Origin of the sequence: Streptomyces plumbidurans (assembly GCF_019857225.1) — a bacterium.
Lineage (GTDB): Bacteria > Actinomycetota > Actinomycetes > Streptomycetales > Streptomycetaceae > Streptomyces > Streptomyces plumbidurans.
This window is the reverse complement of sequence record NZ_JAFJSY010000028.1, coordinates 17,087-42,621: the sequence shown is the minus strand read 5'-3', so window position 1 is coordinate 42,621 and position 25,535 is coordinate 17,087. Positions and strand designations below refer to the sequence as shown.

Below are 25,535 nucleotides of genomic sequence, written 5' to 3'. Positions count from 1 at the left end.
CCCTATCCTGCCTCGTCGCCCCCGAACAGGGCGAGGGCGGTGTGCACCAGCCCGACATGGCTGAACGCCTGGGGGAAGTTGCCCAGTTGGCGCTGCTGCACGGGGTCGTACTCCTCGGACAGCAGGCCCACGTCGTTGGCGAGGCCCACCAGCCGGTCGAACAGTTCCCGGGCCTCCTTCTCGCGGCCCGTCAGGTGCAGCGCGTCGGCGAGCCAGAACGAGCACACCAGGAAGGTGCCCTCGTCGCCGGGCAGCCCGTCCACCGCCGTCCGGTCCGTGCTGTAGCGGCGCAGCAGACCGCCCTGGCCCAGCTCCTCGCGGACGGCGTCGATGGTGCCGGTCACCCGGGGGTCGGCGGGCGGCAGGAAGCCGACGCGGGGCATGAGCAGAAGCGCGGCGTCGAGCTCGCCCGAGCCGTAGTACTGCGTGAAGGTGTTCCGCTTCGGGTCGAAGCCCTTCTCGCACACCTCGCGGTGCACCTCGTCGCGCAGTGCGCGCCAGCCCTCCAGGTCGCCGGGCAGCTCCGGGTTCTCCTCCAGGGTGCGTACGGCACGATCGAGGGCCACCCACACCATGACCTTGGAGTGGACGAAGTGGCGTCGCCCGCCGCGCACCTCCCACAGCCCCTCGTCGGGCTGCCGCCAGGCCGTGCGCAGCCACTCGATCAGGGAGACCTGGATGTCCCACATGTGTGGCTTGGTGGGCAGGCCCGCGCGGCGGGCCAGAAACAGCGAGTCCATGACCTCGCCGTACACGTCCAGCTGGAGCTGGTCGACGGCCTCGTTCCCGATGCGCACCGGCCTCGACCCCGCGAAGCCGGACAGCCACGACAGCTCGAACTCCGGCAGCCGGCGCTCGCCCGCCAGGCCGTACATGATCTGCAGGTCGGCCGGGTCGCCCGCGACCGCGCGCAGCAGCCAGTTGCGCCAGGCCTCCGCCTCCTCCCGGTAGCCCGCCGACAGGCCCACGTTCAGGGTGAGGGTGGAGTCGCGCAGCCAGCAGTAGCGGTAGTCCCAGTTGCGGACGCCGCCCAGCTCCTCGGGGAGCGAGGTGGTGGGCGCGGCGACGATGCCGCCGGTCGGCCGGTAGGTGAGGGCCTTGAGCGTGATCAGGGAGCGGACCACGGCGTCACGGTAGGGGCCGCGGTAGCGGCAGCGGCGGGTCCACTTCTGCCAGTCGCGGACGCTGGAGTGCAGGGCCTTGTGCGGGTCGACGGCCTTCGGGCGGGCCTCGTGCGAGGGGTGCCAGGTGAGGACGAAGGCGACCTTCTCGCCCTCCTCGACCGTGAACTCCGAGTGCGTACCGAAGTGCTTTCCCCAGGTGTGCACTTCGGGCTCGCTGCGCAGCCACACCGAGTCCGGGCCCGCGACGGCCACCCGTTGCCCGCCGGACTTGCGCACCCAGGGGACGATCGAGCCGTAGTCGAAGCGGATCTTCAGGATGCTGTGCATCGTGACGCGGCCCCGCAGGCCCTCCACGACGCGTACGAGGTCGGGGGCGCGCTCGCGCTGCGGCATCAGGTCGGTGACGCGCACCGCGCCCTCGTCGGTCTCCCACTCGGTGTCCAGGACGAGGGTGTCGGGGCGGTAGGCGCGGCGGGTGCAGGGGCCCTCGACGCCCTTCGGGGCGATACGCCAGTACCCGTTCTCCTCGTCGCCGAGCAGCCGGGCGAAGCAGGCCGCCGAGTCGAACCGGGGCAGGCACAGCCAGTCGACGGAGCCGTCACGGCCGACCAGGGCGGCGGTCTGTTCGTCACCGATGAGCGCGTAGTCCTCGATGCGGGGGTGCACGGAGTTGCGGGTTCCCGGACGGGCCGCCGGACAATCAGGGGCGGGGCCGGGGGAGTGACGGCACGCACGCGTGCTGCCCGCTCAGACGGCTGCCGGTTCCGTCTCCTCGGTCTGCTCCTTGGCCGCCGCCTCCGCGCGGTCGCGGCGCTCGCGCCGGACCAGGACCCACCAGCCCACCGGCACGGCGGCGGCGAACAGCCACCACTGGATCATGTACGCGTAGTTCAGCGGGGCGTCCTCGCGACCGGGGTCGGAGATCTGCTCCGGGCTGCCGCCCTTCGGCTCCGGCGCCGTCTGCTCGATGTAGCCGCCGAGGACCGTGGCGTGCAGCCGGCGGGCCTGCTCCTCGCTGTTGATCAGCATGATCTGCCGGTCCGGGAGACCCTTGAGCTCCTTGATGCCGCTGGCCGCGGTCGTCTCGTCGGCCTTCAGCCGGCCCTTGATGGTGACCTTGCCGGCGGGCGGCGCGGGCACCTTCGGGAACGAGGTCTGTGCTCCGTTCGCCGGGATCCAGCCCCGGTTGACCAGCACCACCTTGCCGTCCGTGAGGACGAGCGGGGTCAGGACGTGGAAGCCGACCTCGTCGTCGGAGTTGGTGCGGCGCCGGACGACGACCTGACGCGCGGTGTCGAAGGTGCCCGTCGCGGTGACGGTGCGGTACTTCTCGGTGCGGGTGACCGCGTGTCCGGGCGAGGTGAGCTTCTCCACGGGTACCGGCTCCGCGTGCAGCGCCGAGGAGACGAGGTCGTTGCGGGCGGTGCGCATCTCGTAGCGGTGCTTCTGCCAGATGCCCAGCCTGATCATCGTGGGGATCAGCGCGAGGGCGACGAGGGTGAGGATCACCCACTGCCGGGACATCAGGAAGCGGTACACCCCACGACCGTACAACTCGGTCGCGGGGTGCCATCAGGCGGGTGGCGGGTTACACCCTGTCGACGATCCCCGCCTTGCCCTCCGCGCGGGCGCAGTGCGCGCCGCAGTACCACTGCCCGTCGACCTCCACGCCCTGCCCGATGATCTGCACACGGCAGTGCTCGCACACGGGTGCCATGCGGTGGATCGCACAGGAGAAGCAGTCGAAGACGTGCACCGCGCCCTGCGCGTGCACCTCGAAGGACATTCCGTAGTCATTGCCACAAACTTCACAGGTCGCCATGCGCCACAGGGTGAGCCCTCGCCGTGGTGCGGGCGAGCGGGCGCCGGGCGAGTCGCTCGGCAATCACCCGTCCGCGGGCTCCACGTCCCGCAGCAGCTGGCCGAACGCGGCCTCGTCCACCACCGGTGTCCCGTACTGCTTGGCCTTGACCACCTTCGAGGTGCCCGAGTCCGGGTCGTTCGTGACGAGCAGGCTGGTCAGCCGGGACAGGCTCGTCGCGACATGCAGCCCGGCCTCGACCGCGCGGTCCTCCAGCAGCTCCCGCTCGACCGAGGTGTCCCCGGAGAAGGCGATCCGCATGCCCTGCTTGAGCGGTTTGCCGTCCTCGTAGCGCCCCGGGTTGGGGTACGGGCAAACGGGCCTCTTGCGGGAGGGACGCCAACTGGTCGGCCGATAGCCGCCGTAGCCGCCGGACTGGCGCGGCACGGGGCTGTCGGTCCACTCCGTCAGCGGACGGCACTCCAGCAGCGGCAGCCGTACGCCCCCCGCCGCAGCGGCCGCGAGGCTCGGGCGGAACGCCTCCGCCAGCACGCGCGCGTCGTCCAGCGCGTGGTGCGCGCGCTGCTGCACGACACCGAAATGGGCGGCCAGCGACTCCAGCTTGTGATTGGGCAGCGGCAGGCCCAGCTCCTTGGAGAGCGCGATCGTGCACAGCCGCTGCCGCACCGGTGGCTCCCGCCTCGCGCGCGCGTACTCGCGCGCGATCATCTGCCAGTCGAACACCGCGTTGTGCGCGACGAGCACACGGCCCTCCAGCCGGGAGGCGAACTCCTCGGCGATGTCCTGGAAGAGGGGTGCACCCTCGAGCACCTCGCTCGTCAGCCCGTGGATCCACACCGGCCCCGGATCCCGCTCCGGATTGACCAGCGTGTACCAGTGGTCCTCGACCTCACCGCGCGCGTCCAGGCGATACACGGCCGCGGAGATTATCCGGTCGTCCCGGGCCAGGCCGGTGGTCTCCACGTCAACGACCGCGTACCCCTGCGGATACGCGGCCGGCCACGCAGTGGGGGAGGACGCTGCGGTCGTACGGTCTTCGAGCATGGTCCTTGAGGATACGGGCCGCCACTGACACTCCTGACCGTCAGGTACCCCTGCACGCCGCTCTGTTGGGACGCCGAGAATGACCTGAATGTCTACGTCCGCGGCAATGGGCCCCCGTTGCGGGGAGAGCGACGGTGTGCCGTCCCCGGGGTGGCGTTTGCGCTGTTCCGGGCGCTCTCGGCGAGCGCCCCCCACCAGGTGCGGCGTACCGTGAAATGCGCTCGGCACCTCCGGGCGCGCTCACGGACCGGCACGAGAAGGATCCTCGACATGCGCGCCACCACGATTCACGCCCCGTACGACATGCGCGTGGAGAACGTGCCCGCGCCGGTGGCGCAGCTGCCCACCGACGCCGTGGTGCGAGTGCTGCGCGCCTGCATCTGCGGCAGCGACCTGTGGGCGTACCGGGGCGAGTCGGAGCGGCAGCCGGGGCAGCGGATCGGGCACGAGTTCCTCGGGCTCGTGGAGGAGACCGGTTCCGACGTGCGCACCGTGCGCCGCGGTGACCTGGTCGTCGCGCCCTTCATGTGGTCCGACGGCGTATGCGACTACTGCCGCGAGGGCCTGACCACCTCCTGCGAGCACGGCGGCTTCTGGGGCTCGGTCGGCTACGACGGCGGCCAGGGGGAGGCCGTCCGGGTGCCGTTCGCCGACGGCACCCTCGTACAGCTCCCCAAGGAGGCCGCCTCCGACGAGCGTCTGCTGTCCTCCCTGCTGACCCTCTCCGACGTCCTCGGCACCGGCCATCACGCCGCCCTCGGCGCGGGCGTGCGCCCGGGAGCCACCGTCGCGGTCGTCGGCGACGGAGCCGTCGGCCTGTGCGCGGTGCTCGCCGCCCGTCGGCTCGGCGCCGAGCGGATCATCGCGCTCGGCCGCCACCAGGTCCGCACGGACATCGCGCGCCGCTTCGGCGCCACCGACGTCGTCGCCGAACGCGGCGACGCGGCCGTCGAGGCCGTGCGCGAACTCACCCGCGGCCAGGGCGCGCACGCCGTGATCGAGGCCGTCGGCACCGAGCAGTCCATGCGCACGGCGGTCGACATCACCCGCGACGGCGGCGCGATCGGCTACGTCGGCGTGCCGCACGGCAGCGGCACCGGGCTCGACCTCGGCGTCATGTTCGACCGGAACATCGCGCTGCGCGGCGGCGTCGCACCCGTCCGAGCCTACATCCCCGAGCTGCTGCCCGACGTCCTGGACGGCAGCGTCGACGCCTCGCCGGTCTTCGACATGACGGTCGGTCTCGAGGGTGTGCCCGACGGCTACAAGGCGATGGACGAGCGGTCCGCGCTCAAGGTGCTGGTGACCAACTGACGTGCACCGCGCGGATGTTCACCGCCCTCACGTTCACCACCGGATGGGCAGCGGCAGCGCCGTCAGCAGCCCCGACACCGCGACCACGACCCCCAGGACGGCGACCTCCGCGCGCGCGGGGGAGCAGGCGGTGAGGGGATCGGCGGCGCGGCTCAGCCGGATCCGCGCCCACAGGGCGAGCACGGCGACGCCGGCCACGAGGATCACCTTGGCGAGCAGCGCGCGTCCGTACGCCGTCGTCGTCAGCTGGTCGAGGATCGTGTGCGAGGGCATGCGGCGCAGCGAACTCCACACCCCGGTCGCGGTGATGAGAGCGAGCAGTACGGCCGCCACGCGCGCGTAGAGCCCCAGCAGGGCCGGGCCCGCCGCCACGGGACCCCAGCCGCGCAGCGTCCGCAGCACGTGCAGCAGACCGCCCGCCCACAGCGTCGCGCACGTCAGGTGCACCAGCGTCAGACCGGACCCGAGGAGCGGGTGGTGCTCGGTCGTGGGATGCGCGCGCAGGGTCTCCGCCACGATCACCGCGGCCAGCGGCCAGAGTTGGGTCGCGGGGCGGCGCGAGCGGGCGCACAGGCCCGCCACGAGGAAGGCGTTGACCTCCACCAGGGCCAGCTTGCCGTCCCGGGAGTCGTACAGACCCCCTACGTCGATCTGGGCGAGGCTGTGCGGCACCAGGTTGCCGGTGGACACCACAGACGCCAGCCCCAGCGCGGCGAGGACACCGGCGCCGGCCGCGTACGGGGCCCAGCTGCGCGGCAGTTCGGACGCGGGAGCACCGGGCAGCGCACGGGCCAGACGGTGCACGAACTGCTCGCCCACCGGGACGCACAGGGCGGCGAACAGCACCGCCCGCAGCAGCGCGATGCCGCCGACGCCGGGTGCGGCGGCCTCGCCGGTGCCGTGCAGCGCGGCGGACGGGCCGAGCAGCGGTATCAGCGCCGCCAGGGCCACCAGGACGAGGACGGCCACGGCCCGGCGGACACCGGGACGCCGTATCGGCCCGCTCGTGTCGGCCGCGTCGGCCGTGGGTCTGGACAACGTCACCTCAAGATCTTCACCAACCGTCGCAGAACCGGGCAAGTGAAGTAGAACAACTGGCGGTGCGGTATTCCGCCCATGGGTACGTTTTCGGTCGCCCCGCGATTCAGACCCAGCGCGCGGGCTGCGACCCCCACGGCACCGGCGGCCGCGCCCAGCCCGCGGGACCGCCCGCGAAGGACACCGGCGGCAGGGCGTACCGCAGCCGGCCCAGGGCGCTGCCGGTCTCGGCGAGCCAGGGCCCGGGCCCCTCGTACACCTCGTACACCTCGTACGCGTCGTAGGTGTCGTCCTCCGCATCGCCGGCCTCGATGCCGTGCACGAGCCACTCCGCCGTCCGCGCCAACGCCAGCCGTACGGACCGGCTGCCGCCGTCGTAGGACTGCTCGGTGAGCGCGCGCAGCACGGCGGCCGCCAGCAGATAGCCCGTCCCGTGGTCGAGCGCCTGCGCGGGCAGCGCACCCGGCTGTTCCGCGGAACCCTCGACGGCGGCGATCCCCGAGGCCACCTGTACCAGGCTGTCGAAGCCCCGCCGGTCACCCCACGGCCCGTACGCGCCCCACGCCGACACCTGGGCCACGACCACCCCGGGCCGCCGTTCGGCGAGGGCCCGCGGCGACAGCCCGAAGCGGTCAAGGGCGCCCGGGCGGTAGCCGGTGACGACCACGTCCGCCGCCGCGAGCAGCTCCTCGAAGGTGCGCCGGTCGGACGTCAGGTCGAGGGTCGCCGACCGCTTCCCGAACCCCGTGTCGGCGTGCTGGTCGGGCAGTTCGGGCAGCTGCGGCGGATCCACGCGCAGTACGTCCGCGCCCAGCAGGGCGAGCGTGCGGGTGGCGACGGGACCGGCGAGGACGCGGGTCAGGTCGAGGACCCTGAGCCCTTCGGCGGGCAGCAGGGGAGAGCCGTCGAGCGGCGGGAGCACGCGCGCGTGCGCGGTGTCCAGCCGCTCGCGCTCCACCAGGGGCCGCGCCGCCACCGCGACCGCCTGCTCGTGCGCGGCCCACTCCTTCGGCGTCCGCAGCGCGACGGCAAGACCTCCGGCGGCGTACACGGCCTCCTCGATCTCGGCCGAACTCCGCCGCGCGAGCGCTGCCTCGACGGCGTCCACGTCATCGGGCACGCCCAGCGCGTCCAGCAGCCGTGCGCGGTGGTGCGGATAGTTCGCGTGCGTCCGCACCCAGCCGTCCGCCGTGCGCCAGAACCGCGACAACGGCGCGAAGTTGACCGGCGCCCGCCCGTCGACCGTCAGATGCCGCTCGCTGTGGAAGGCCGTGGCCACGGCCCCGTCGTCCACGAGTACGCCGGGCACCTCCGCGAGCCCGCCCCGCCGCGCCCCGAGCTCGGCGGCGGCCAGCGCGCACGCTCCGACGCAGGCGCGCGCCAACTCCCCTACGGGAAGGCGCGCTTCGAGCGCGCTCCGGCGCGCGACGGTGGAGACGCGCGAGAGCAGGGCGGGATCGCCGCCCAGTTCCCTCCATGCAGTGTTGATGTCTGTCGTGATACCCGTCATGACAGCACTATGCATTATTGATTCAATCAATATATTGCCCCACGCATGCAGAAGGAGGGGCCGGACGGCGGTCCGTCCGGCCCCTCCTCGCGGCGGCAGGGTTCTACTTCACCGCGCGCAGCGCGTCGACGATGCCGTACCCGTAGAAGCCGTTGACGTGCTTGCCGCCCACGCAGGTCGCGTCGACCACGCCGTCACCGTCGGTGTCGTACGGGTCCGTCGGGCAGCCCGGGTTGTCGGCCTCCGCCTTGAGCAGCGCCTGCAGACGGGCCGGCGACGCGTGCGGGTGCGTCGACTTCAGCAGCGCGGCGACTGCGGCGACGTGCGGCGAGGCCATCGACGTGCCCTGGAGGAAGCCGTACTCGTTGTTCGGCAGCGTGGAGAGGATGCGGCCGTTCTTGGACGGGGTGTCCGCCGCGACGCGGGCGTCGCCGCCGGGCCCCGCGACGTCGATGACGCCCTCGCCGTAACTGGAGTAGTACGACTTGGCGCTCGTGAAGCCCGTCGCGCTGACCGTGACGACACCCGGCAGCTGGGTCGGCACGTCGTAGCACTTGTGCGGGTCGACCGTACGCGTCACCGGCGTCCCGTCGTCCGGGCTGGAGGCGTCGGTGAGGGCGTGCGAGTCGAGGTCGTCGTTGGAGTTGCCCGCCGAGGCCACATTGAGCGTGCCCTTGCGCTGGGCGTACAACTGGGCCCTGTTGACCGCATCGACGATGGCACGTTGATCAGGGTCGTCCATGCAGTTGTACAGCCACGGGTCAACGTAATAGCTGTTGTTGGTGACCTCGATGCCGTGGTCGGCGGCGAACACGAAGGCGCACACGACGCTTTCGGGGTAGAACAGCGAACTCGCGTCCGGCTGCGCCACGGTGATGCTCGCGACCTTCACGCCGGGGGCGACGCCCGCGACACCTATGCCGTTGCGGGCCGCGGCGATCTCGCCCGCCACATGCGTGCCGTGGTAGTGGTTGCCGTCGTTCACCGGCCGCCATGCGCCGTACGTCGTGTCGGCCTTGCCGCTCACGCAGTTCGCGGACTGCGAGGCGGAGAAGTTGGGCGCGATGTCCGGGTGGGTGTCGTCCACGCCGGTGTCGATGACGCCGACGGTCACCTTCCGGCTGCCGGGGTCGATCCGGGCGGCCTTGTCGGCCCCGATCGCCCTGAGGTCCCACTGGTCGGCCTCCAGCGGCTCCTGGCCGGCCGCCGAGCCCTTCGCGACCTTCGCGGCCTGGGCCTCGGAGAGGTACTGGACCGCTCCCTCGTCCGTCGTTCCCGCCGCGGTCACCGGCGAGGTGCGGGAGGCACCCGCCGACTGCACGCCGCGTACCTTCCGTATCTCGGCGGCGAATCCGGGGTTCGCCGAACGGGCCACGACGACGCCGATCCTGTCGTACGAGGCCACGACGCTGCCGCCGTTCGCGGCGATCGCCTTCTCCACCGACGTGATCGTGTGGTGGTCTGTCCTGGTGTTGACGAGATACGCGTAGGTCCCCGCCTCGGTCGTCTGTGCGGCGGACTCCGCGCGCGGGGCGGCCTGCGCGGCCGCCGGCAGGAATCCGAGCGAGGCCGTCAGGGACAGCGCGACGGGCACGGCGAGGGCGAGACGGCGTCTGGAACGCAGATGAGCCATGGGATCTCCACATCATCCGGAAACGAAACCCGCCCGAGACACGGTGGCGCTCGGGCAGGTACATGACGGGTGGTGCAGGCCAGAACCTAACCCCCGACGTCACCGCTCAGCAATGAGCTGCCCAAGGAGAGTTCGGAAACTGGTCAAGTCAGTTGAACCCCCCTTTGCGTGGCGCCGTGACGTTGAGCAGGGAGCAGCAGGACAGCCGCCCCCGATCCCCGTCACCACTGCATCCGCACCGCGAGGAGATTCCGTGGCCACCGAGACACCGCCCCCCTCGAAAACCCAAGCCCGACTTCCTTCCACCGAGGAGTTCGTCGCTGAGCAGGAGAGCGCGGAGTTCGGTGAACTGCGCCGCTCCCACCGCTCCTTCGCCTTCCCGCTGACCATCGCCTTCATCGCCTGGTACCTGCTCTACGTCCTGCTGTCGAACTACGCGGGCGACTTCATGGGCACCGAGCTGTTCGGCAACATCAACGTCGCCCTGGCGCTGGGCCTGGCCCAGTTCCTGACCACGTTCCTCATCGCCTGGTGGTACTCGCGGCACGCCGCCGCGAAGCTCGACCCCAAGGCCGAGGCCATCAAGTCCCGTATGGAGGGCGGCGCATGAGCCCCGTACAGACCACCCTGCTCGCGGCCGGAGAGGCGAGTGAGCACCGGCCGCTGATCATCACCCTGTTCTCAATCTTCGTCGCCGCCACCCTCGTCATCACGGTGTGGGCCGGCCGCCAGACCAAGAACGCCGCCGACTTCTACGCCGGCGGACGGCAGTTCACCGCCTTCCAGAACGGCCTCGCCGTCTCCGGCGACTACATGTCCGCGGCATCCTTCCTCGGCATCGCGGGCGCCATCGCCCTCGCCGGGTACGACGGCTTCCTGTACTCCATCGGCTTCCTGGTCGCCTGGCTCGTGGCCCTGCTCCTGGTCGCCGAACCGCTGCGCAACTCCGGCCGGTACACGATGGGCGACGTCCTCGCCTACCGGATGCGCCAGCGCCCGGTCCGCACCGCGGCCGGCACCTCCACCATCGTCGTGTCGATCTTCTACCTGCTCGCGCAGATGGCGGGCGCCGGCGTCCTGGTCTCGCTGCTGCTCGGCATCACCAGCGACGGCGGCAAGATCGGCATCGTCGCGCTCGTCGGCGTCCTGATGATCGTGTACGTCACCATCGGCGGCATGAAGGGCACCACCTGGGTCCAGATGGTCAAGGCCGTACTGCTGATCGTCGGCGCCATCCTGCTGACCTTCCTGGTGCTGCTGAAGTTCGACTTCAACATCTCCGACCTGCTCGGCTCGGCCGCCGACAACAGCGGCAAGGGCTCGGCCTTCCTGGAGCCCGGCCTGAAGTACGGCCTGACCTCGACGTCCAAGCTGGACTTCATCTCCCTGGGCATCGCCCTGGTCCTGGGCACCGCGGGCCTGCCGCACATCCTGATCCGCTTCTACACCGTGCCCACGGCCAAGGCCGCCCGTAAGTCCGTGAACTGGGCCATCGGCCTCATCGGCGCCTTCTACCTGATGACGCTCGCGCTGGGCTTCGGCGCCGCCGCGCTCATCAAGCCCGACGAGATCATCGCCTCCAACAAGGCGGGCAACACCGCCGCGCCGCTGCTGGCGCTGCATCTGGGTGGCGTCGACTCCGACTGGGGCGCCATCCTGCTCGCCTCCATCTCCGCGGTCGCCTTCGCCACCATCCTCGCGGTCGTCGCCGGCCTGACCCTGGCCTCGTCCTCGTCGTTCGCCCACGACATCTACGCGAACGTCATCAAGAAGGGCCGGGCGAGCGAGAAGGACGAGGTGCGCGCGGCCCGGCTGGCCACGGTCGGCATCGGCGCGGTCTCCATCCTGCTCGGTGCCCTGGCCCGCGATCTGAACGTCGCGGGCCTCGTCGCCCTCGCCTTCGCGGTCGCCGCCTCCGCCAACCTGCCGACCATCCTCTACAGCCTCTTCTGGAAGCGGTTCACCACCTCCGGAGCACTGTGGTCGATCTACGGCGGCCTGATCACGGCGGTCGGCCTGGTGCTGTTCTCGCCGGTGGTCTCCGGCAAGGAGTCGTCGATGTTCCCCGACGTCGACTTCCACTGGTTCCCGCTGGAGAACCCGGGCATCATCTCGATCCCGGTCGGCTTCCTGCTGGGCGTCGTCGGCACCTATCTCTCCAAGGAGGAGCCGGACGCCGGCAAGTACGCCGAACTGGAGGTCCGGTCCCTGACCGGCACCGGCGCGCACTGACGTCCGCGCCCGGCACGTCCCCGAGCGGCCGCGTCGTAGATCCCTACGACGCGGCCGCCTCGTGCCTGGTGGGATCGGGCCACTGTGATTGTCAGTCGCGTCACGTAGGCTCGCAGGTGACGGAAGACGACGAGGCACAACCGATGCGCAATGAGGGAGGGGGCCCACGTGCTCATCGACACCTACGGCCGGGTGGCCACCGACCTGAGGGTCTCGCTGACGGACCGATGCAATCTGCGGTGCACCTACTGCATGCCCGAGGAGGGCCTGCAGTGGCTGGCCAAGCCGGATCTGCTCACCGACGACGAGATCGTCCGCCTGATCGACATCGCCACCACCTCCCTGGGCATCGAGGAGGTCCGCTTCACCGGCGGTGAACCCCTGCTGCGCCCGGGCCTGGTCGGCATCGTCGAGCGGGTCGCCGCGCTGCCCTCCCGCCCCCAAATGTCCCTGACGACCAACGGCATCGGCCTCAAGCGCACCGCGGCGGCCCTGAAGGCGGCAGGCCTGGACCGGGTGAACGTCTCGCTGGACACCCTCCGCCCGGACGTCTTCAAGACCCTCACCCGCCGCAACCGGCACCAGGACGTCATCGAGGGCCTGGACGCCGCCCGCGCCGCGGACCTGACCCCGGTCAAGGTCAACACGGTCCTGATGCCGGGGCTGAACGAGGACGAGGCCCCGGACCTCCTCGCATGGGCGATCGAGCACGACTACGAACTGCGCTTCATCGAGCAGATGCCCCTCGACGCCCAGCACGGCTGGAAGCGCGAGGGCATGGTCACCGCGGGCGACATCCTCACCGCCCTGCGCACCCGCTTCGAACTGACGCCGGAAGGTTCCCAGGAGCGCGGCTCGGCCCCCGCCGAGCGGTGGATCGTGGACGGCGGACCGCACCGCGTCGGCGTCATCGCCTCCGTCACCCGCCCGTTCTGCGCGGCCTGCGACCGCACCCGCCTCACCGCCGACGGTCAGATAAGGACCTGCCTGTTCGCCACGGAGGAGACGGACCTGCGCGCCGCCCTGCGCTCCGGCGCACCGGACGAGGAGATCGCCCGCATCTGGCGACTGGCCATGTGGGGCAAGAAGGCCGGAGCGGGCCTCGACGACCCGTCGTTCATCCAGCCGGACCGCCCGATGTCGGCGATCGGCGGCTAGGACGGCCCTACGACCCCGCGGGTGCTTCCCAGTCCTCGAACTTCACGACGTCCTTCAACATCCCCCGGACGCCCAGGAATTGGGAGAGATGCTCCCGGTGCTCCTCGCACGCCAGCCACGTCTTGCGCCGCTCGGGCGTGTGGATCTTCGGGTTGTTCCACGCCAGCACCCACACGGCGTCGGCACGGCAGCCCTTGGCGGAGCAGATCGGGGTCTCTTCACTCACGGATTCGTCTCACAAGTACGCCGAACAAGGCGACGCCGAGCAGCCACGGGGGGAGCTGCCCGGCGTCGGTCCGTCGCTCCGACGGGGGATGCGGAGCGCCTACGAAGTATGTCACGGGTAACCGGTCGCTCGGCACCGGAACAACATGATTGATCTGAGCATTTCTTGAGCCTCTGCACGGCCCCGAGGACCGTCTGCGCGCGGCCCGCCGGGATCACGCCCGGTCGCGCGGTTCGCCCTTCGCACCGGGCGCGGCCTCGCCCACGACATCTTCCGGGACCGGTTCCGCGGGACCGTCGTTCGTCCGCGGCGACGCGATCATCGGACGCATCGGAACGCTCACGAACGTCGACGGAAGCGACGGCGCGTTCTCCCGCCCCGCGTTCGCGACCACGACGGCGATATAGGGCAGGACCAGCCCGAGCACCAACGCCACGATCGCGACGGGCCGTTCGACGTTCCACAGCGAGGCCGCGAGGATCACCGCCACCGTACGGACCGACATCGAGATGACATACCTGCGCTGCCGTCCGCGCACGTCCTCGTCGAGACCCGTCCGGGCGCCGGTGATCCGGAAAACCTGGCCGTTGCCACTGCCATGCTGCTTCCGCATCAGATTCCACCATCCGCCCGCATCGGACTCTCCCCGCCCCGTGACCGGGGTACCCCCCGGTCGGGGGACGACTCCCGGACATCTCCCACGGTACGCCGCGCCTGCGCCGCCTACGAGACCGGGTCCGCTCCCGCCTGGGCGGACGGCCTCAGCCGTAACGCGTACGGCAGTCCCCGACATGCGCCGTACGGTGCACGGGCCGACACTGGGCGTAATGCTCACGTCGAGCCGTACAAGGAGGCAGCCATGGGCTGGTTGTGGGCGATCATCGTGGGATTCGTACTGGGTCTGATCGCCAAGGCGGTCATCCCCGGGAAGCAGCACAGCCCTCTTTGGCTGACCACCATCTGCGGCATGCTCGGCGCCATCGTGGGCAACGCGATCGCTCGCGCGGCCGGCGTGGAGTCGACCTCCGGCATCGACTGGAGCCGGCACGCCTTCCAGCTGGTCGCCGCGATCATCATCGTGTTCGTGGTCGACATGCTGTACATGGCGACGCTCGGCAAGAGGAAGCGGCAGCGGCAGACGACCTAGCCGCACCGGCCTGGCGCGGGCTCGCCGGAGGGGCGGGCCCGCGAGGAGCCCGCCCCTTGGGATCGTGTCTACGCGGACGCGACCTCGACCGCCGCGAGGTTCTTCTTGCCGCGTCGCAGCACCAGCCAGCGCCCGTGCAGCAGGTCCGCCTCGGCGGGGACGGCGTCCTCGGCGGCGACCTTCACGTTGTTCACGTAGGCGCCGCCCTCCTTGACCGTGCGCCGCGCGGCCGACTTGCTGGCCACCAGCCCGACCTCGGCGAACAGGTCGACGACGGGGCCCAGCTCGGCGACCTTGATGTGCGGCACCTCGGACAGCGAGGCCGTCAGCGTCTTCTCGTCCAGCTCCGCCAGCTCGCCCTGCCCGAACAGGGCGCGGGACGCGGCGATCACCGCGGCCGTCTGGTCGGCGCCGTGCACCAGCGTCGTCAGCTCCTCCGCCAGCGCACGCTGAGCGGCACGGGCCTGCGGACGCTCCTCGGTCTGCCGCTCCAGCTCCTCGATCTCCTCGCGGGAGCGGAAGCTGAAGATGCGCAGGAACTTGGAGACGTCCCGGTCGTCCGCGTTCAGCCAGAACTGGTAGAAGGCGTACGGCGTGGTCATCTCGGGGTCGAGCCAGACCGTGCCGGACTCCGTCTTGCCGAACTTGGTGCCGTCGGCCTTGGTGATCAGCGGCGTGCCCAGGGCGTGCACCGCCGCGTCGGGCTCGACCTTGTGGATCAGGTCGGTGCCCGAGGTGAGGTTGCCCCACTGGTCGCTGCCGCCGGTCTGCAGGGTGCAGCCGTACCGGCGGTACAGCTGCAGGAAGTCCATGCCCTGCAGGATCTGGTAGCTGAACTCCGTGTAGCTGATGCCCTCCTGGGACTCCAGGCGCCGGGCGACGGCCTCCTTCGCGATCATCTTGTTCACGCGGAAGTGTTTGCCGACGTCCCGCAGGAACTCGATGGCCGAAAGGCCCTGCGTCCAGTCCAGGTTGTTGACCATCACCGCGGCGTTCGGACCCTCGAAGTCCAGCAGCGGGGCGATCTGCGCGCGCAGCCGCTCGACCCACTGGGCGACGATCTCGGGGGCGTTCAGCGTGCGCTCGGAGTTGGGCTTGGGGTCACCGATCAGGCCGGTGGCACCCCCGACCAGGCCCAGCGGACGGTTGCCCGCCTGCTGGATGCGGCGCATCGTCAGGATCTGCACGAGGTTGCCGAGGTGCAGGCTGGGCGCGGTCGGGTCGAAGCCGCAATAGAACGTGACGGGACCGTCCGCGAACGCCTTGCGCAGTGCGTCCTCGTCAGTGGAGAGGGCGATCAGCCCGCGCCACTGCAGTTCGTCGACGATGTCCGTCACGGTTCTCGATCTCCTTGATGATCCTCGGGCGGTCGCACGACCACCGGCTACGAGGTTATACGCCCCGACTGACAGAGCTCATATTGAAGTCGGGCACGCGCAGCGCCGGCATCGCAGCCCTAGTGAACCAGTCGCTCCATTCCCGGGGCAGCGTCTTTTCGGTGCGCCCGGCCTCCGCGGCCCGCCCCAGCAGGTCGACCGGCGACTCGTTGAAGCGGAAGTTGTTCACCTCGCCGGTCACCTCGCCGTTCTCCACCAGGTACACGCCGTCCCGGGTCAGGCCGGTCAGCAGCAGGGTGGCCGGGTCGACCTCGCGGATGTACCACAGGCAGGTCAGCAGCAGCCCGCGCTCGGTGCTCGCGACCATCTCCTCCAGGGAGAGGTCCTGGCCGCCGGTCAGGATGAGGTTGTCGATCGCCGGGGCGACCGGCAGACCGGTCAGGCCGGCGCTGTGCCGGGTGGTGGTCAGATGCGTCAGCTCGCCCTCGCGCACCCAGTCGGTGCCCGCGAGCGGCAGGCCGTTGTCGAAGGCGGACTGGTCGCCGCCGGAGGAGTGCGCGATGACGAACGGCGCCGACTCCAGACCCGGCTCGTTCGGGTCGCTGCGCAGGGTCAGCGGCAGCTCGCTGAGCCGGTCGCCCACGCGCGTGCCGCCGCCCGGCCGGGAGAACACCGTGCGGCCCTCGGCCGCGTCCCGGCCCGACGCCGACCACAGCTGGTAGATCAGCAGGTCCGCGACGGCGGTCGGCGGCAGCAGCGTCTCGTAGCGCCCGGCCGGCAGGTCGATGTGCCGCTCGGCCCAGCCCAGCCGCACCGCGAGCTCCGCGTCCAGCGCGGCCGGGTCGACGTCCTTGAAGTCGCGGGTGGAGCGCCCGGCCCACGCCGAACGGGTGCGGTCCGGCGACTTGGCGTTCACCTCCAGCGTCCCGTTGGGCTGGTCGTGCCGCAGTCGCAGCCCCGTCGACGTACCCACATAGCTCGACACCAGCTCGTGGTTGGCGAAGCCGTACAACTCGCGGCCGCCCGCACGCGCGCGTGCGAACGCCTCGCCGAGGGCGGGCGCGAAGTCGGTGAACACGGCGGAGGTGGTCTCGGCGGGCGCGTCGGTGAAGTCGGGCGACTGCGCCACGTCCGTCACCAGGGGCTGCGCGTCCTCGGCCGGTCCGGCGCCGCGCGCGGCGGCCTCGGCGGCCCGCACCAGGGGCTCCAGATCGTCCGCGGTCACGGCCGAACGGGAGACCACACCGGAGGCCGTGCCCTCCTTGCCGTCGACTGTGGCGATCACCGTGAGAGTACGTCCGCGGGTGACGCCGTTCGTGGTGAGCGCGTTGCCCGCCCAGCGCAGGTTGGCGGTGGAGTGCTCATCGGCGATGACCACGCAACCGTCGGCGGTGGACAGCGCCAGGGCCCGCTCGACGACCTCGTGCGGCTTGTCCGCCTTGCTGGTACCCGCGCTCATCGACCGGCCTCCGACGTGGTGTTGAGAATGTTGACGCCCTTGAAGAGGGCCGAGGGGCAGCCGTGCGAGACGGCGGCGACCTGGCCCGGCTGGGCCTTGCCGCAGTTGAACGCACCCCCGAGGACATAGGTCTGCGGGCCGCCCACCGCGGCCATCGAGCCCCAGAAGTCGGTGGTCGTCGCCTGGTAGGCGACGTCCCGCAGCTGTCCGGTGATCCGCCCGTTCTCGATCCTGAAGAACCGCTGGCCGGTGAACTGGAAGTTGTAGCGCTGCATGTCGATGGACCAGGAGCGGTCCCCGACGACGTAGATCCCGCGGTCGACCCCGCCGATCAGATCCTCGGTGGCCATCCCCGCCGGGTCGGGCTGGAGTGACACGTTGGCCATGCGCTGCACCGGCACATGCCCGGGGGAGTCGGCGTAGGCGCAGCCGTTGGAGCGCTCGAAGCCGGTCAGTCTCGCGATGCGCCGGTCGAGCTGGTAGCCGACGAGCGTGCCGTCCTTGACCAGGTCCCAGGACTGGCCCTCGACGCCCTCGTCGTCGTAGCCGATGGTCGCCAGGCCGTGCTCGGCGGTGCGGTCGCCGGTGACGTTCATCAGCTCGGAGCCGTACCTGAGCTTGCCCAGCTGGTCGAAGGTCGCGAAGGAGGTGCCGGCGTAGGCGGCCTCGTAGCCGAGCGCGCGGTCCAGTTCGGTGGCGTGGCCGATGGACTCGTGGATGGTCAGCCACAGGTTGGACGGGTCGACGACGAGGTCGTACAGGCCCGCCTCGACGCTGGGCGCACGCATCTTCTCGGCGAGCAGCTCCGGCAACTGCTCCAGCTCGCCCTCCCAGTCCCAGCCGGTGCCGGTGAGGTACTCCCAGCCGCGTCCGACCGGCGGTGCGATCGTCCGCATCGAGTCGAACTCGCCGCTCGACTCGTCGACCGACACCGCCGTCAGCTGAGGGTGCAGCCGTACCCGCTGCTGGGTGGTCACGGTTCCGGCGGTGTCGGCGTAGAACTTGTTCTCGTGCACGGTGAGCAGCGAGGCGTCCACGTGGTCCACGCCGCCCGCCGCGAGCAGCTGCGCGCTCCAGTCCGCCAGCAGCGCCGACTTCTCCTCGTCGGGCACGGTGAACGGATCGATCTCGTACGACGAGACCCAGGTCCTGTCCGCGTGCACGGGCTCGTCGGCGAGTTCCACCCGCTCGTCCGAACCGGCCGCCCTGATCACCTGGGCGGAGAGCTTGGCCATCGCCACCGCCTGGGAGGCGACCCTGGCGGCGGCGTCGAGGCTCAGGTCCACGCCCGAGGCGAAGCCCCAGGTGCCGCCGTGCACGACCCGGACCGCGTACCCGAGGTCGGTGGTGTCCGACGAACCGGCGGGCTTGGCGTCGCGGAAGCGCCAGGAGGCGTTGCGCACCCGCTCGAACCGGAAGTCCGCGTGCTCGGCGCCCAGCGCACGCGCGCGTGCCAGCGCCGCGTCGGCCAGGGCGCGTAGAGGAAGTGCCGTGAAGGCTTCGTCGATGGAATGAGGCACCGAGGTCTCTCCTTGTTGTCGTGACCCGTTGTGACCTGTTGACCTGTTGACCTGTGGCTGCTCCGATCATGTCGCGTGAGCGGCCCGGCGGACCACAGGTTTCGCTCCGGTACGGAGAACTTTCTGTAGGGACCCGACAGCGAGTCCCGTACGCCACTGTCGGTGCCCGATTGTCCGCCGGAGGTGTCGGACCGATAGGTTTTCGAGGAAGCCGCCTGTCATCCAGGTGTCCAGGCGCAGGCATCAGACCGCTATCGAAAGGGTGATCCGTTGAGCCGCTCGGTTCTCGTCACCGGAGGCAACCGGGGCATCGGCCTCGCCATCGCCCGCGCATTCGCCGACGCCGGCGACAAGGTCGCGATCACATACCGCTCGGGAGAGCCGCCGGCCGGCTTCCTCGCGGTCAAGTGCGACATCACCGACACCGAGCAGGTGGAGCAGGCCTACAAGGAGATCGAGGCGGAGCACGGCCCGGTCGAGGTCCTGGTGGCCAATGCCGGCATCACCAAGGACCAGCTCCTGATGCGGATGTCCGAGGAGGACTTCACGTCCGTCCTCGACACCAACCTCACCGGCACCTTCCGCGTGGTCAAGCGCGCCAACCGAGGCATGCTGCGCGCCAAGAAGGGCCGTGTCGTCCTCATCTCGTCGGTCGTCGGCCTGTTCGGCGGACCCGGCCAGGCGAACTACGCCGCCTCCAAGGCCGGTCTTGTCGGCTTCGCGCGTTCCCTCGCCCGTGAGCTGGGCTCGCGCAACATCACCTTCAATGTCGTCTCTCCCGGCTTCGTCGACACCGACATGACCAAGGTGCTCACCGACGAGCAGCGGGCCAACATCGTGTCGCAGGTGCCGCTCGGCCGGTACGCGCAGCCCGAGGAGGTGGCCGCGACGGTGCGGTTCCTCGCCTCCGACGACGCCTCGTACATCACTGGAGCCGTCATCCCCGTTGACGGCGGACTGGGAATGGGTCACTGATCACCATGAGCGGAATTCTCGAGGGCAAGCGCGTCCTGATCACCGGTGTGCTGATGGAGTCCTCCATCGCCTTCCACGCCGCCAAGCAGGCCCAGGAGCAGGGTGCCGAGATCATCCTGACCGCGTTCCCGCGGCCCACGCTGACCGAGCGCATTGCCAAAAAGCTGCCCAAGCCCACCAAGGTCATCGAGCTCGACGTCACCAACGACGAGCACCTGGGCCGCCTGGCCGACGTCGTCGGCCAGGAGCTCGGCGGCCTGGACGGCGTCGTGCACTCCATCGGCTTCGCGCCGCAGGACGCGCTCGGCGGCAACTTCCTGAACACGCCCTTCGAGTCGGTCGCCACGGCCATGCACGTCTCGGCGTACTCCCTGAAGTCGCTGACCACGGCCTGTCTGCCGCTGATGCAGAACGGCGGCTCGGTCGTCGGACTCACCTTCGACGCCCAGTACGCCTGGCCGCAGTACGACTGGATGGGCCCGGCCAAGGCCGCCCTGGAGGCCACCAGCCGCTACCTGGCGCGCGACCTGGGCAAGCAGAACATCCGCTGCAACCTCATCTCCGCGGGCCCGATCGGCTCGATGGCCGCCAAGTCCATCCCGGGCTTCAGCGACCTGGCCGCGGTGTGGGACAGCCGCTCCCCGCTGGAGTGGGACCTCAAGGACCCGGAGCCGGCCGGCAAGGGCATCGTCGCCCTGCTGAGCGACTGGTTCCCGAAGACCACCGGCGAGATCATCCACGTCGACGGCGGTCTGCACGCCATCGGCGCCTGACCCCGGTCACTGCCGCAGGACGCTGTTCGAGGGCGCGCATCCCACGGGAGGCGCGCCCTCGGCATGTCACCCGATCGGCCTACCCGGCCGGGCGGGGCCGGGGCTCAACTGGGCACTCTGGATCACGTGTTCAGCACGTGGGAGTACGTGTTCGTCACGTGACTCCCTCCGGGGCACGGCCGAGGAGGTTTCCTTGTGCGTCTGTTCCGCAGCCTGGCCTCAGCGACCTTCGCCGTCGTACTCGTGCTCTCCCTGCCGTACGAGGCGATGCCCTACGCGCGCGTGCAGCCCGCGAAGCCGCCCTCGCCGCAGCCCTTCGGCGCCGAGTGCCGTATCCGGATCACCGGATCGCACGTGACCGCGTACTGCCACAACCCCTATCCGCAGACCGACGGCGTCAGCCTGCACGTCGAGTGCGCACGCTGGTGGGACCTCGACACCGACGGCGCCCGGGTCGACACCTGGCCGGCCATGACCGTACGGCTCACCGGACGGTGCTGGGAGGAGGTCCGCTCGGCATGGGTCAGCCACCAGAAGCGGTGAACCGCCCCGGACGGCACAGGACCGGATAGCTCGCCGCCGCCGCGCCCGCCGCCTCGGCGTCGCCCGCGCGGATCGCGTCGACCAGGCGGGTGTGCTCCATGTACGTCTCCGGTGTCAGGGCCTCGCCGACGTCGACGCGCAGCCAGTCCCGCAGCACCTCGCCGAGGTCGGCGTACATCGCGCTCATCACGTCGTTGTGGGACGCCGCCACCACCGCCATGTGGAAGGTGGCGTCCGCCGTCACGAACGCCTCCGTGTCGCCCGACTCCCAGGCCTCCTCGCGCCGCACGAGCAGCGCGTCGAGCTGCTTGAGGTCCTTCTCCGTGCGCCGCTCCGCGGCCAGCCTCGCGGCGGCCGACTCCAGCGTGGAGCGCAGCTCGGCGATGTGCCCCGGATCCGCGTCGGCGAAGCGGCGGTGCATCACGCCCGCCAGCTCACTGGTCGCCACGACGTAGGTGCCCGAGCCCTGACGGATGTCCAGCAGACCGTTGTGGGCGAGCGCGCGGACGGCCTCACGGACCGTGTTCCGGGCCACACCGAGCTGCTCGACCAGCTCCGGCTCGGTCGGGATGCGCGAGCCGACCGGCCACTCGCCCGAGGTGATCTGATGCCGCAGCGCGGCGATGACCTGCTCGGACAGCGCCGAACGGCGCGGGTGGCTCAAGGGCATGGCACACCTTCGCACGGGAGGGACGGGGCCGGACGGGCAGGACGGTCGGGATGGCCCCGCGATGGACAACCAATCATCCCATGATTCTATGATGGGCGTCATGGCAAGCGAGGAATCCAGGACGATCACGCCCGCGCAGATACGCACCCCGGAGGCGCGGACGACCACAGGGCCCGCCACGCGCGCGTGGGCGACGCGGCTGCTGGTGGTCGGCATCGTGCTGACCGCCCTCAACCTCCGGCCTGCCATCACCAGTCTTGGCGCGCTCCTGGAGGAGGTCCGCGACGGGCTCGGCATGAGCGGCAGCGTGGCCGGACTGCTCACCTCCGTACCGCCCCTCTGCTTCGCCGTCTTCGGTGTCACCGCACCCCGCCTGGCCCGCCGCTTCGGACCCGCCGCGGTGGTCTGCGCGGGCATGGTCGCCATCACCGCGGGGCTGCTGGTGCGGCCGTACACCCACAGCACGGCGGGCTTCCTGGCCGCCAGCGCGCTCACGCTCATGGGCATCGCGGTCAGCAACGTCCTCATGCCGGTCATCGTCAAGCGCTGGTTCCCGAACCGGGTCGGCTCCATGACCGGCCTCTACTCGATGGCCCTCGCCCTGGGCACCGCGGTCGCCGCGGCGGTGACGGTGCCCATGACCGATGCCCTGGGCGGCAGTTGGCAGTCGGGGCTCGCGGTCTGGTCGCTGCTCGCGGCCGTCGCCATCGTGCCGTGGATCCCGTTCGTACGGCAGCGGGGCGCGCGGCCCGCCGATCAGCCGGCCGCGCCGTCCGCCGAGCAACCGACCGTGCAGCAGGAGCACGCGCGCGTGGCGGCGCCCGCGCTGCGGATCACCCGCAGCCGCACCGCCTGGGCCCTGGCCGTCTACTTCGGGCTCCAGGCCACCGGTGCCTACATCACCATGGGCTGGATGGCGCAGATCTTCCGAGACGCGGGCGTGCCCGCGGGCACCGCGGGACTGCTGCTCGCCGTCACGATGGTGATGGGCGTGCCGCTGGCCTTCGTCATCCCGCGCCTTGCCACCAGGCTGCCCCACCAGGGCCCGATCGTGATCGCGCTGGGCGTGTGCGGCCTCGCCGGCTACGCCGGTCTTTACCTCGCCCCCGCCGCCGGGTCCTGGGCGTGGGCCCTGTTGCTCGGTGTCTCCAACTGCTCGTTCCCGCTGGCTTTGACGATGGTCGGCATGCGCTCCAGGACCAGCGCCGGAGTGGCCCAGCTCTCCGGCTTCGCGCAGAGCACCGGATATCTGATCTCCATCCCCGGACCGCTCCTGGTGGGCGTGCTCTACCAGCACAGCGGCGGCTGGAGCCTGCCGATCGGCCTCATGACCGCCCTGCTGATCCCGCAGATGGTGGTCGGCGTCCTGGCGGGCCGCAACCGCACCGTCGAGGACGAGGCGGCCGGCTGACCCCCGCCGCACCGCCGCACGCGCGGAGTGGGAGACTTGGCGCATGCCAGTGCTCGACCCGAACCCCAAGAACGGCCAGAAGAAGATGCTCATGGTCTTCGGCGCGTTCCTCGCCATCTTCGTGGTCATCGCCATCATCGCGACGATCGCTTCGCCGTGACGCGCGAGACCTTGCCGCAACGCGCGACGGCTCGCCGTGACGGCCGGTGGTGGGGCTAGCCCCACCATCCCCTAGGGGGCGGGTGTCAGGGTCAAGTGGGTGGATCTCCGGATGGGTTGGGGGCCGCCGACTGCGTAACTTCGAATCGTGACCGCGGGGGCGGTCACCGACGACTCGGAGACCGCGGAGGCACTCATGTCCGCCCGTTCGCACACCCTGCCCCACCCGGCTACCACGGGTGTCCAGACCCGGCTGCCCTGGTGGGCACTGGCCCTGCCGACGCTCGCCTTCGTCGTGCTCCTGGCGCTGATGCTGAACCCCACCCACGCGCAGGCGGCGGACGACCCGGCGATCACCCACCTCTTCGAGCGCATACAGCAGCTCGTGGCCCGCTGAGCACCTCGCGGACCGCCGGTCAACTACCTGCGCTTGCTGGCCTGTTTCATGCGAAGCTGGATTCCATGAGCGTCGCTGAACCCCGCAGGATCGTCCTCTTCCGGCATGCGAAAGCCGACTGGCCGCAGGTGACCGACCATGAGCGCCCCCTGGCTGACCGGGGCCGCACGGACGCCGCAGTCGCCGGACGCAAGCTGGCCGACACCGGCATCCCCTTCCACCTGGCCCTGTGCTCCACCTCGATCCGGACCCGAGAAACCTGGAAACTCGCCGTTCACGAGTTCCCGCAGCGGCCGAAAACCGTCTACGAGGAGCGTATCTACGAGGCCTCGCCCGGCGAGCTGATCGCGCTGCTCAACGAGACCCCCGACGACGCGCAGAACGCCGTGCTCATCGGCCACAATCCGGGTGTCCAGGGCCTCGCCGACATCCTCGCCGGCTCGGCCGAGGGCGACGCCCGCGAGCGGATGAGCCAGCGCGGGTTCCCGGCCGCCGCCTTCGCGGTCCTGTCCTTCGAGGGCTCCTGGAAGAGCCTGGAGCCGGCCTCCGCCAAGCTGATCGACTACTGGGCACCCACCGAGTAGCCGCCACGCCGCACGATGGGCCCGGCGCCACTGCGGTGCCGGGCCCCGATACGTACGAAGACGCTTTGGTGCTGGTCGACGATCTGCTGCCGCTTGCCGGTCTACTGATCGTCGTGCGTGTCCGCCGCCTCGACCTCTTCGCGGGTGACGCCCAGCAGATACAGGACGGTGTCCAGGAAGGGCACGTTCACCGCGGTGTGCGCCGCCTCCCGTACGACCGGCTTGGCGTTGAAGGCGACCCCGAGACCGGCCGCGTTCAGCATGTCCAGGTCGTTGGCACCGTCACCGATCGCGACGGTCTGCGCGAGGGGCACGCCCGCCTCGGCGGCGAACCGGCGCAGCAGCCGCGCCTTGCCCGCACGGTCGACGATCTCCCCGATGACCTTGCCGGTGAGCCTCCCGTCGATGATCTCCAGGGTGTTGGCCTGCGCGAAGTCGAGCCCGAGCCGCTCCTTGAGGTCGTCGGTGACCTGGGTGAACCCGCCGGAGACGACGCCCACTTGGTAGCCGAGCCGCTTCAGCGTGCGGATCAGTGTGCGGGCACCCGGTGTCAGCCGTACCTCGCTGCGCACCTTGTCCACCACGGAGGCGTCGAGCCCCTCCAGCAGCGCCACGCGCGCGTGCAGCGACTGTTCGAAGTCCAGCTCCCCGCGCATCGCGGCCGCGGTGACCTCGGCGACCTTGTCCGCGCAGCCCGCGTGCGCCGCGAAGAGCTCGATCACCTCGTCCTGGATGAGCGTCGAGTCGACGTCCATGACCACCAGACGCTGGGCCCGCCGGTGCAGACCCGCCGCGACGACCGCCACATCGACACCGAGTGCCGCGGCGTCGGTCACGAGAGCCGTGCGCAGTGGCTCGGTCTCCACGCCCGAGACCGCGAACTCCACCGCTGTGACGGGGTACTTGGCGAGCCGGAAGATGCGGTCGATGTTGCCGCCCGCTTTGGTGATCTTGGCGGCGATCCGGGCGGTCGCCTCCGAGGTGAGCGGATGGCCGAGGACGGTGACCAGGGAGCGCCCGAGACCGCGTGGCCGGTTGTCGCCGTGGCCGGAGATGATCTCCGCCTGCATCTTCATGGACTCGGCCCAGCTGTGCACGGTCGCGCGCAGGTCGCCCTCCAGCCCGGCGGGCGGCGGGGTCACCAGCGCGCACAGCACCATCCGGCCACGGGTGACGACCTGCTCGATGTCGACCACGTCGACCGAGTAGGCGGCGAGGGTGTCGAAGAGACCGGCCGTGATGCCCGGCCTGTCCTTGCCGAAGATCTTGACCAGCAGAGTGGGGGCGTCGGGCGTGACGTCAGAGGGCGGGGTCTGCGAAGCGCTCATGGTGTACCCACCGTATCCGGCACGCAGTGCCCACCGCCGCTGTGGTCCGCCTGGCGGACACGGAACAGTGGGTGTCGAGTGGGTGACGTGAGGCTGAAAAGGCCCTCGCGCCCTCGCTATGTCGGCCTCTC

At 70.8% G+C, this 25,535-nt stretch carries 26 protein-coding genes; 12 read left to right on the top strand and 14 right to left on the bottom strand.

Features of this window, described 5'->3' with window-relative positions:
- Window positions 1–2: 2 nt before the first annotated feature.
- From JYK17_RS19565 to JYK17_RS19550, 4 genes are all read right to left on the bottom strand, one after another.
- Window positions 3–1,790, bottom strand: a complete 1,788-nt coding sequence (locus tag JYK17_RS19565; protein WP_108013664.1) for a glycoside hydrolase family 15 protein — start codon at window positions 1,788–1,790, stop codon at window positions 3–5.
- A gap of 81 nt (window positions 1,791–1,871) precedes the next feature.
- Window positions 1,872–2,663, bottom strand: coding sequence for an SURF1 family cytochrome oxidase biogenesis protein (locus JYK17_RS19560; RefSeq protein ID WP_234547581.1), 792 nt, complete (start codon window positions 2,661–2,663; stop codon window positions 1,872–1,874).
- 49 nt (window positions 2,664–2,712) lie between these two features.
- Window positions 2,713–2,946, bottom strand: a complete 234-nt coding sequence (locus tag JYK17_RS19555; RefSeq protein WP_108013665.1) for a metallothionein — start codon at window positions 2,944–2,946, stop codon at window positions 2,713–2,715.
- A 63-nt stretch (window positions 2,947–3,009) separates the two neighbouring features.
- On the bottom strand, window positions 3,010–3,990 hold the full coding sequence (locus JYK17_RS19550; RefSeq protein WP_108013666.1) for a DEDDh family exonuclease: 981 nt from the start codon (window positions 3,988–3,990) through the stop codon (window positions 3,010–3,012).
- A 270-nt stretch (window positions 3,991–4,260) separates the two neighbouring features.
- Here JYK17_RS19550 and JYK17_RS19545 point away from each other — a divergent pair, with 270 nt between their 5' ends.
- On the top strand, window positions 4,261–5,304 hold the full coding sequence (locus JYK17_RS19545; protein ID WP_222810883.1) for a zinc-dependent alcohol dehydrogenase family protein: 1,044 nt from the start codon (window positions 4,261–4,263) through the stop codon (window positions 5,302–5,304).
- 33 nt (window positions 5,305–5,337) lie between these two features.
- Here JYK17_RS19545 and JYK17_RS19540 read toward each other — a convergent pair whose 3' ends face one another.
- From JYK17_RS19540 to JYK17_RS19530, 3 genes are all read right to left on the bottom strand, one after another.
- Entirely contained in the window at window positions 5,338–6,348 is a 1,011-nt protein-coding gene (locus JYK17_RS19540) for a CopD family protein (protein ID WP_222810882.1), read from the bottom strand.
- A 100-nt stretch (window positions 6,349–6,448) separates the two neighbouring features.
- Window positions 6,449–7,852, bottom strand: a complete 1,404-nt coding sequence (locus tag JYK17_RS19535; RefSeq protein WP_222810881.1) for a CoA transferase — start codon at window positions 7,850–7,852, stop codon at window positions 6,449–6,451.
- A gap of 103 nt (window positions 7,853–7,955) precedes the next feature.
- The gene (locus JYK17_RS19530; protein WP_128803442.1) at window positions 7,956–9,485 is read right to left on the bottom strand and encodes a S8 family peptidase; all 1,530 of its coding nucleotides are present in this window, start codon (window positions 9,483–9,485) and stop codon (window positions 7,956–7,958) included.
- Window positions 9,486–9,738: 253 nt separating this feature from the next.
- Here JYK17_RS19530 and JYK17_RS19525 point away from each other — a divergent pair, with 253 nt between their 5' ends.
- From JYK17_RS19525 to moaA, 3 genes are all read left to right on the top strand, one after another.
- Window positions 9,739–10,095: a DUF485 domain-containing protein gene (locus JYK17_RS19525; RefSeq protein WP_108013674.1), complete on the top strand. Its 357-nt coding sequence runs from the start codon at window positions 9,739–9,741 to the stop codon at window positions 10,093–10,095.
- A complete protein-coding gene (locus tag JYK17_RS19520; RefSeq protein WP_108013675.1) occupies window positions 10,092–11,717 on the top strand; it encodes a monocarboxylic acid transporter in 1,626 nt (541 codons plus the stop codon). The genes JYK17_RS19525 and JYK17_RS19520 overlap by 4 nt, the downstream gene beginning before the upstream one ends.
- Before the next feature lie 168 nt (window positions 11,718–11,885).
- Window positions 11,886–12,875 carry a GTP 3',8-cyclase MoaA gene (gene moaA / locus JYK17_RS19515; protein WP_219917686.1) on the top strand — a complete coding sequence of 330 codons (990 nt, stop codon included), beginning with the start codon at window positions 11,886–11,888 and terminating at the stop codon, window positions 12,873–12,875.
- A gap of 7 nt (window positions 12,876–12,882) precedes the next feature.
- On the opposite strand, the gene JYK17_RS19510 is transcribed toward moaA, so the two are convergent.
- Entirely contained in the window at window positions 12,883–13,101 is a 219-nt protein-coding gene (locus tag JYK17_RS19510; protein WP_108013677.1) for a hypothetical protein, read from the bottom strand.
- A gap of 214 nt (window positions 13,102–13,315) precedes the next feature.
- Window positions 13,316–13,714: a DUF3099 domain-containing protein gene (locus JYK17_RS19505; RefSeq protein WP_108013678.1), complete on the bottom strand. Its 399-nt coding sequence runs from the start codon at window positions 13,712–13,714 to the stop codon at window positions 13,316–13,318.
- Between the two features lie 246 nt (window positions 13,715–13,960).
- Between JYK17_RS19505 and JYK17_RS19500 the strand changes: the two genes are divergently transcribed.
- Window positions 13,961–14,248: a GlsB/YeaQ/YmgE family stress response membrane protein gene (locus tag JYK17_RS19500; RefSeq protein WP_108013679.1), complete on the top strand. Its 288-nt coding sequence runs from the start codon at window positions 13,961–13,963 to the stop codon at window positions 14,246–14,248.
- Window positions 14,249–14,316: 68 nt separating this feature from the next.
- On the opposite strand, the gene tyrS is transcribed toward JYK17_RS19500, so the two are convergent.
- Genes tyrS through JYK17_RS19485 form a run of 3 tightly spaced genes read right to left on the bottom strand, consistent with a single transcriptional unit; the run spans window position 14,317 to window position 18,564 of the window.
- Window positions 14,317–15,585 carry a tyrosine--tRNA ligase gene (tyrS, locus tag JYK17_RS19495; protein WP_108013680.1) on the bottom strand — a complete coding sequence of 423 codons (1,269 nt, stop codon included), beginning with the start codon at window positions 15,583–15,585 and terminating at the stop codon, window positions 14,317–14,319.
- Window positions 15,586–15,640: 55 nt separating this feature from the next.
- The gene (locus tag JYK17_RS19490) at window positions 15,641–17,044 is read right to left on the bottom strand and encodes a metallopeptidase TldD-related protein (RefSeq protein WP_108013681.1); all 1,404 of its coding nucleotides are present in this window, start codon (window positions 17,042–17,044) and stop codon (window positions 15,641–15,643) included.
- Window positions 17,041–18,564 carry a TldD/PmbA family protein gene (locus JYK17_RS19485; protein ID WP_128803444.1) on the bottom strand — a complete coding sequence of 508 codons (1,524 nt, stop codon included), beginning with the start codon at window positions 18,562–18,564 and terminating at the stop codon, window positions 17,041–17,043. Before JYK17_RS19485 ends, JYK17_RS19490 begins: the two co-directional genes overlap by 4 nt.
- A 270-nt stretch (window positions 18,565–18,834) precedes the next feature.
- Here JYK17_RS19485 and fabG point away from each other — a divergent pair, with 270 nt between their 5' ends.
- The 3 genes from fabG (at window position 18,835) to JYK17_RS19470 (ending at window position 20,855) form a co-directional block, all read left to right on the top strand.
- On the top strand, window positions 18,835–19,539 hold the full coding sequence (gene fabG / locus JYK17_RS19480; RefSeq protein ID WP_108013683.1) for a 3-oxoacyl-[acyl-carrier-protein] reductase: 705 nt from the start codon (window positions 18,835–18,837) through the stop codon (window positions 19,537–19,539).
- Between the two features lie 5 nt (window positions 19,540–19,544).
- Window positions 19,545–20,312 carry an enoyl-ACP reductase FabI gene (fabI, locus tag JYK17_RS19475; protein ID WP_128803445.1) on the top strand — a complete coding sequence of 256 codons (768 nt, stop codon included), beginning with the start codon at window positions 19,545–19,547 and terminating at the stop codon, window positions 20,310–20,312.
- Between the two features lie 195 nt (window positions 20,313–20,507).
- Window positions 20,508–20,855: a hypothetical protein gene (locus JYK17_RS19470; protein ID WP_108013685.1), complete on the top strand. Its 348-nt coding sequence runs from the start codon at window positions 20,508–20,510 to the stop codon at window positions 20,853–20,855.
- Here the strand turns inward: JYK17_RS19470 and JYK17_RS19465 are convergent.
- Window positions 20,836–21,525 carry a FadR/GntR family transcriptional regulator gene (locus JYK17_RS19465; protein ID WP_108013686.1) on the bottom strand — a complete coding sequence of 230 codons (690 nt, stop codon included), beginning with the start codon at window positions 21,523–21,525 and terminating at the stop codon, window positions 20,836–20,838. The genes JYK17_RS19470 and JYK17_RS19465 overlap by 20 nt on opposite strands.
- A gap of 88 nt (window positions 21,526–21,613) precedes the next feature.
- Here JYK17_RS19465 and JYK17_RS19460 point away from each other — a divergent pair, with 88 nt between their 5' ends.
- The 4 genes from JYK17_RS19460 to JYK17_RS19450 all read left to right on the top strand — a co-directional run bounded on the left by JYK17_RS19460 (window position 21,614) and on the right by JYK17_RS19450 (window position 24,076).
- A complete protein-coding gene (locus JYK17_RS19460) occupies window positions 21,614–22,936 on the top strand; it encodes a CynX/NimT family MFS transporter (RefSeq protein WP_108013687.1) in 1,323 nt (440 codons plus the stop codon).
- 43 nt (window positions 22,937–22,979) lie between these two features.
- Window positions 22,980–23,096, top strand: coding sequence for an SGM_5486 family transporter-associated protein (locus tag JYK17_RS40610; protein WP_108013688.1), 117 nt, complete (start codon window positions 22,980–22,982; stop codon window positions 23,094–23,096).
- A 195-nt stretch (window positions 23,097–23,291) separates the two neighbouring features.
- Window positions 23,292–23,492: a hypothetical protein gene (locus JYK17_RS19455; protein ID WP_108013731.1), complete on the top strand. Its 201-nt coding sequence runs from the start codon at window positions 23,292–23,294 to the stop codon at window positions 23,490–23,492.
- 65 nt (window positions 23,493–23,557) lie between these two features.
- Window positions 23,558–24,076: a SixA phosphatase family protein gene (locus JYK17_RS19450; RefSeq protein ID WP_108013689.1), complete on the top strand. Its 519-nt coding sequence runs from the start codon at window positions 23,558–23,560 to the stop codon at window positions 24,074–24,076.
- 101 nt (window positions 24,077–24,177) lie between these two features.
- Here JYK17_RS19450 and serB read toward each other — a convergent pair whose 3' ends face one another.
- Window positions 24,178–25,404, bottom strand: a complete 1,227-nt coding sequence (gene serB / locus JYK17_RS19445; protein ID WP_108013690.1) for a phosphoserine phosphatase SerB — start codon at window positions 25,402–25,404, stop codon at window positions 24,178–24,180.
- Window positions 25,405–25,535: the final 131 nt, after the last annotated feature.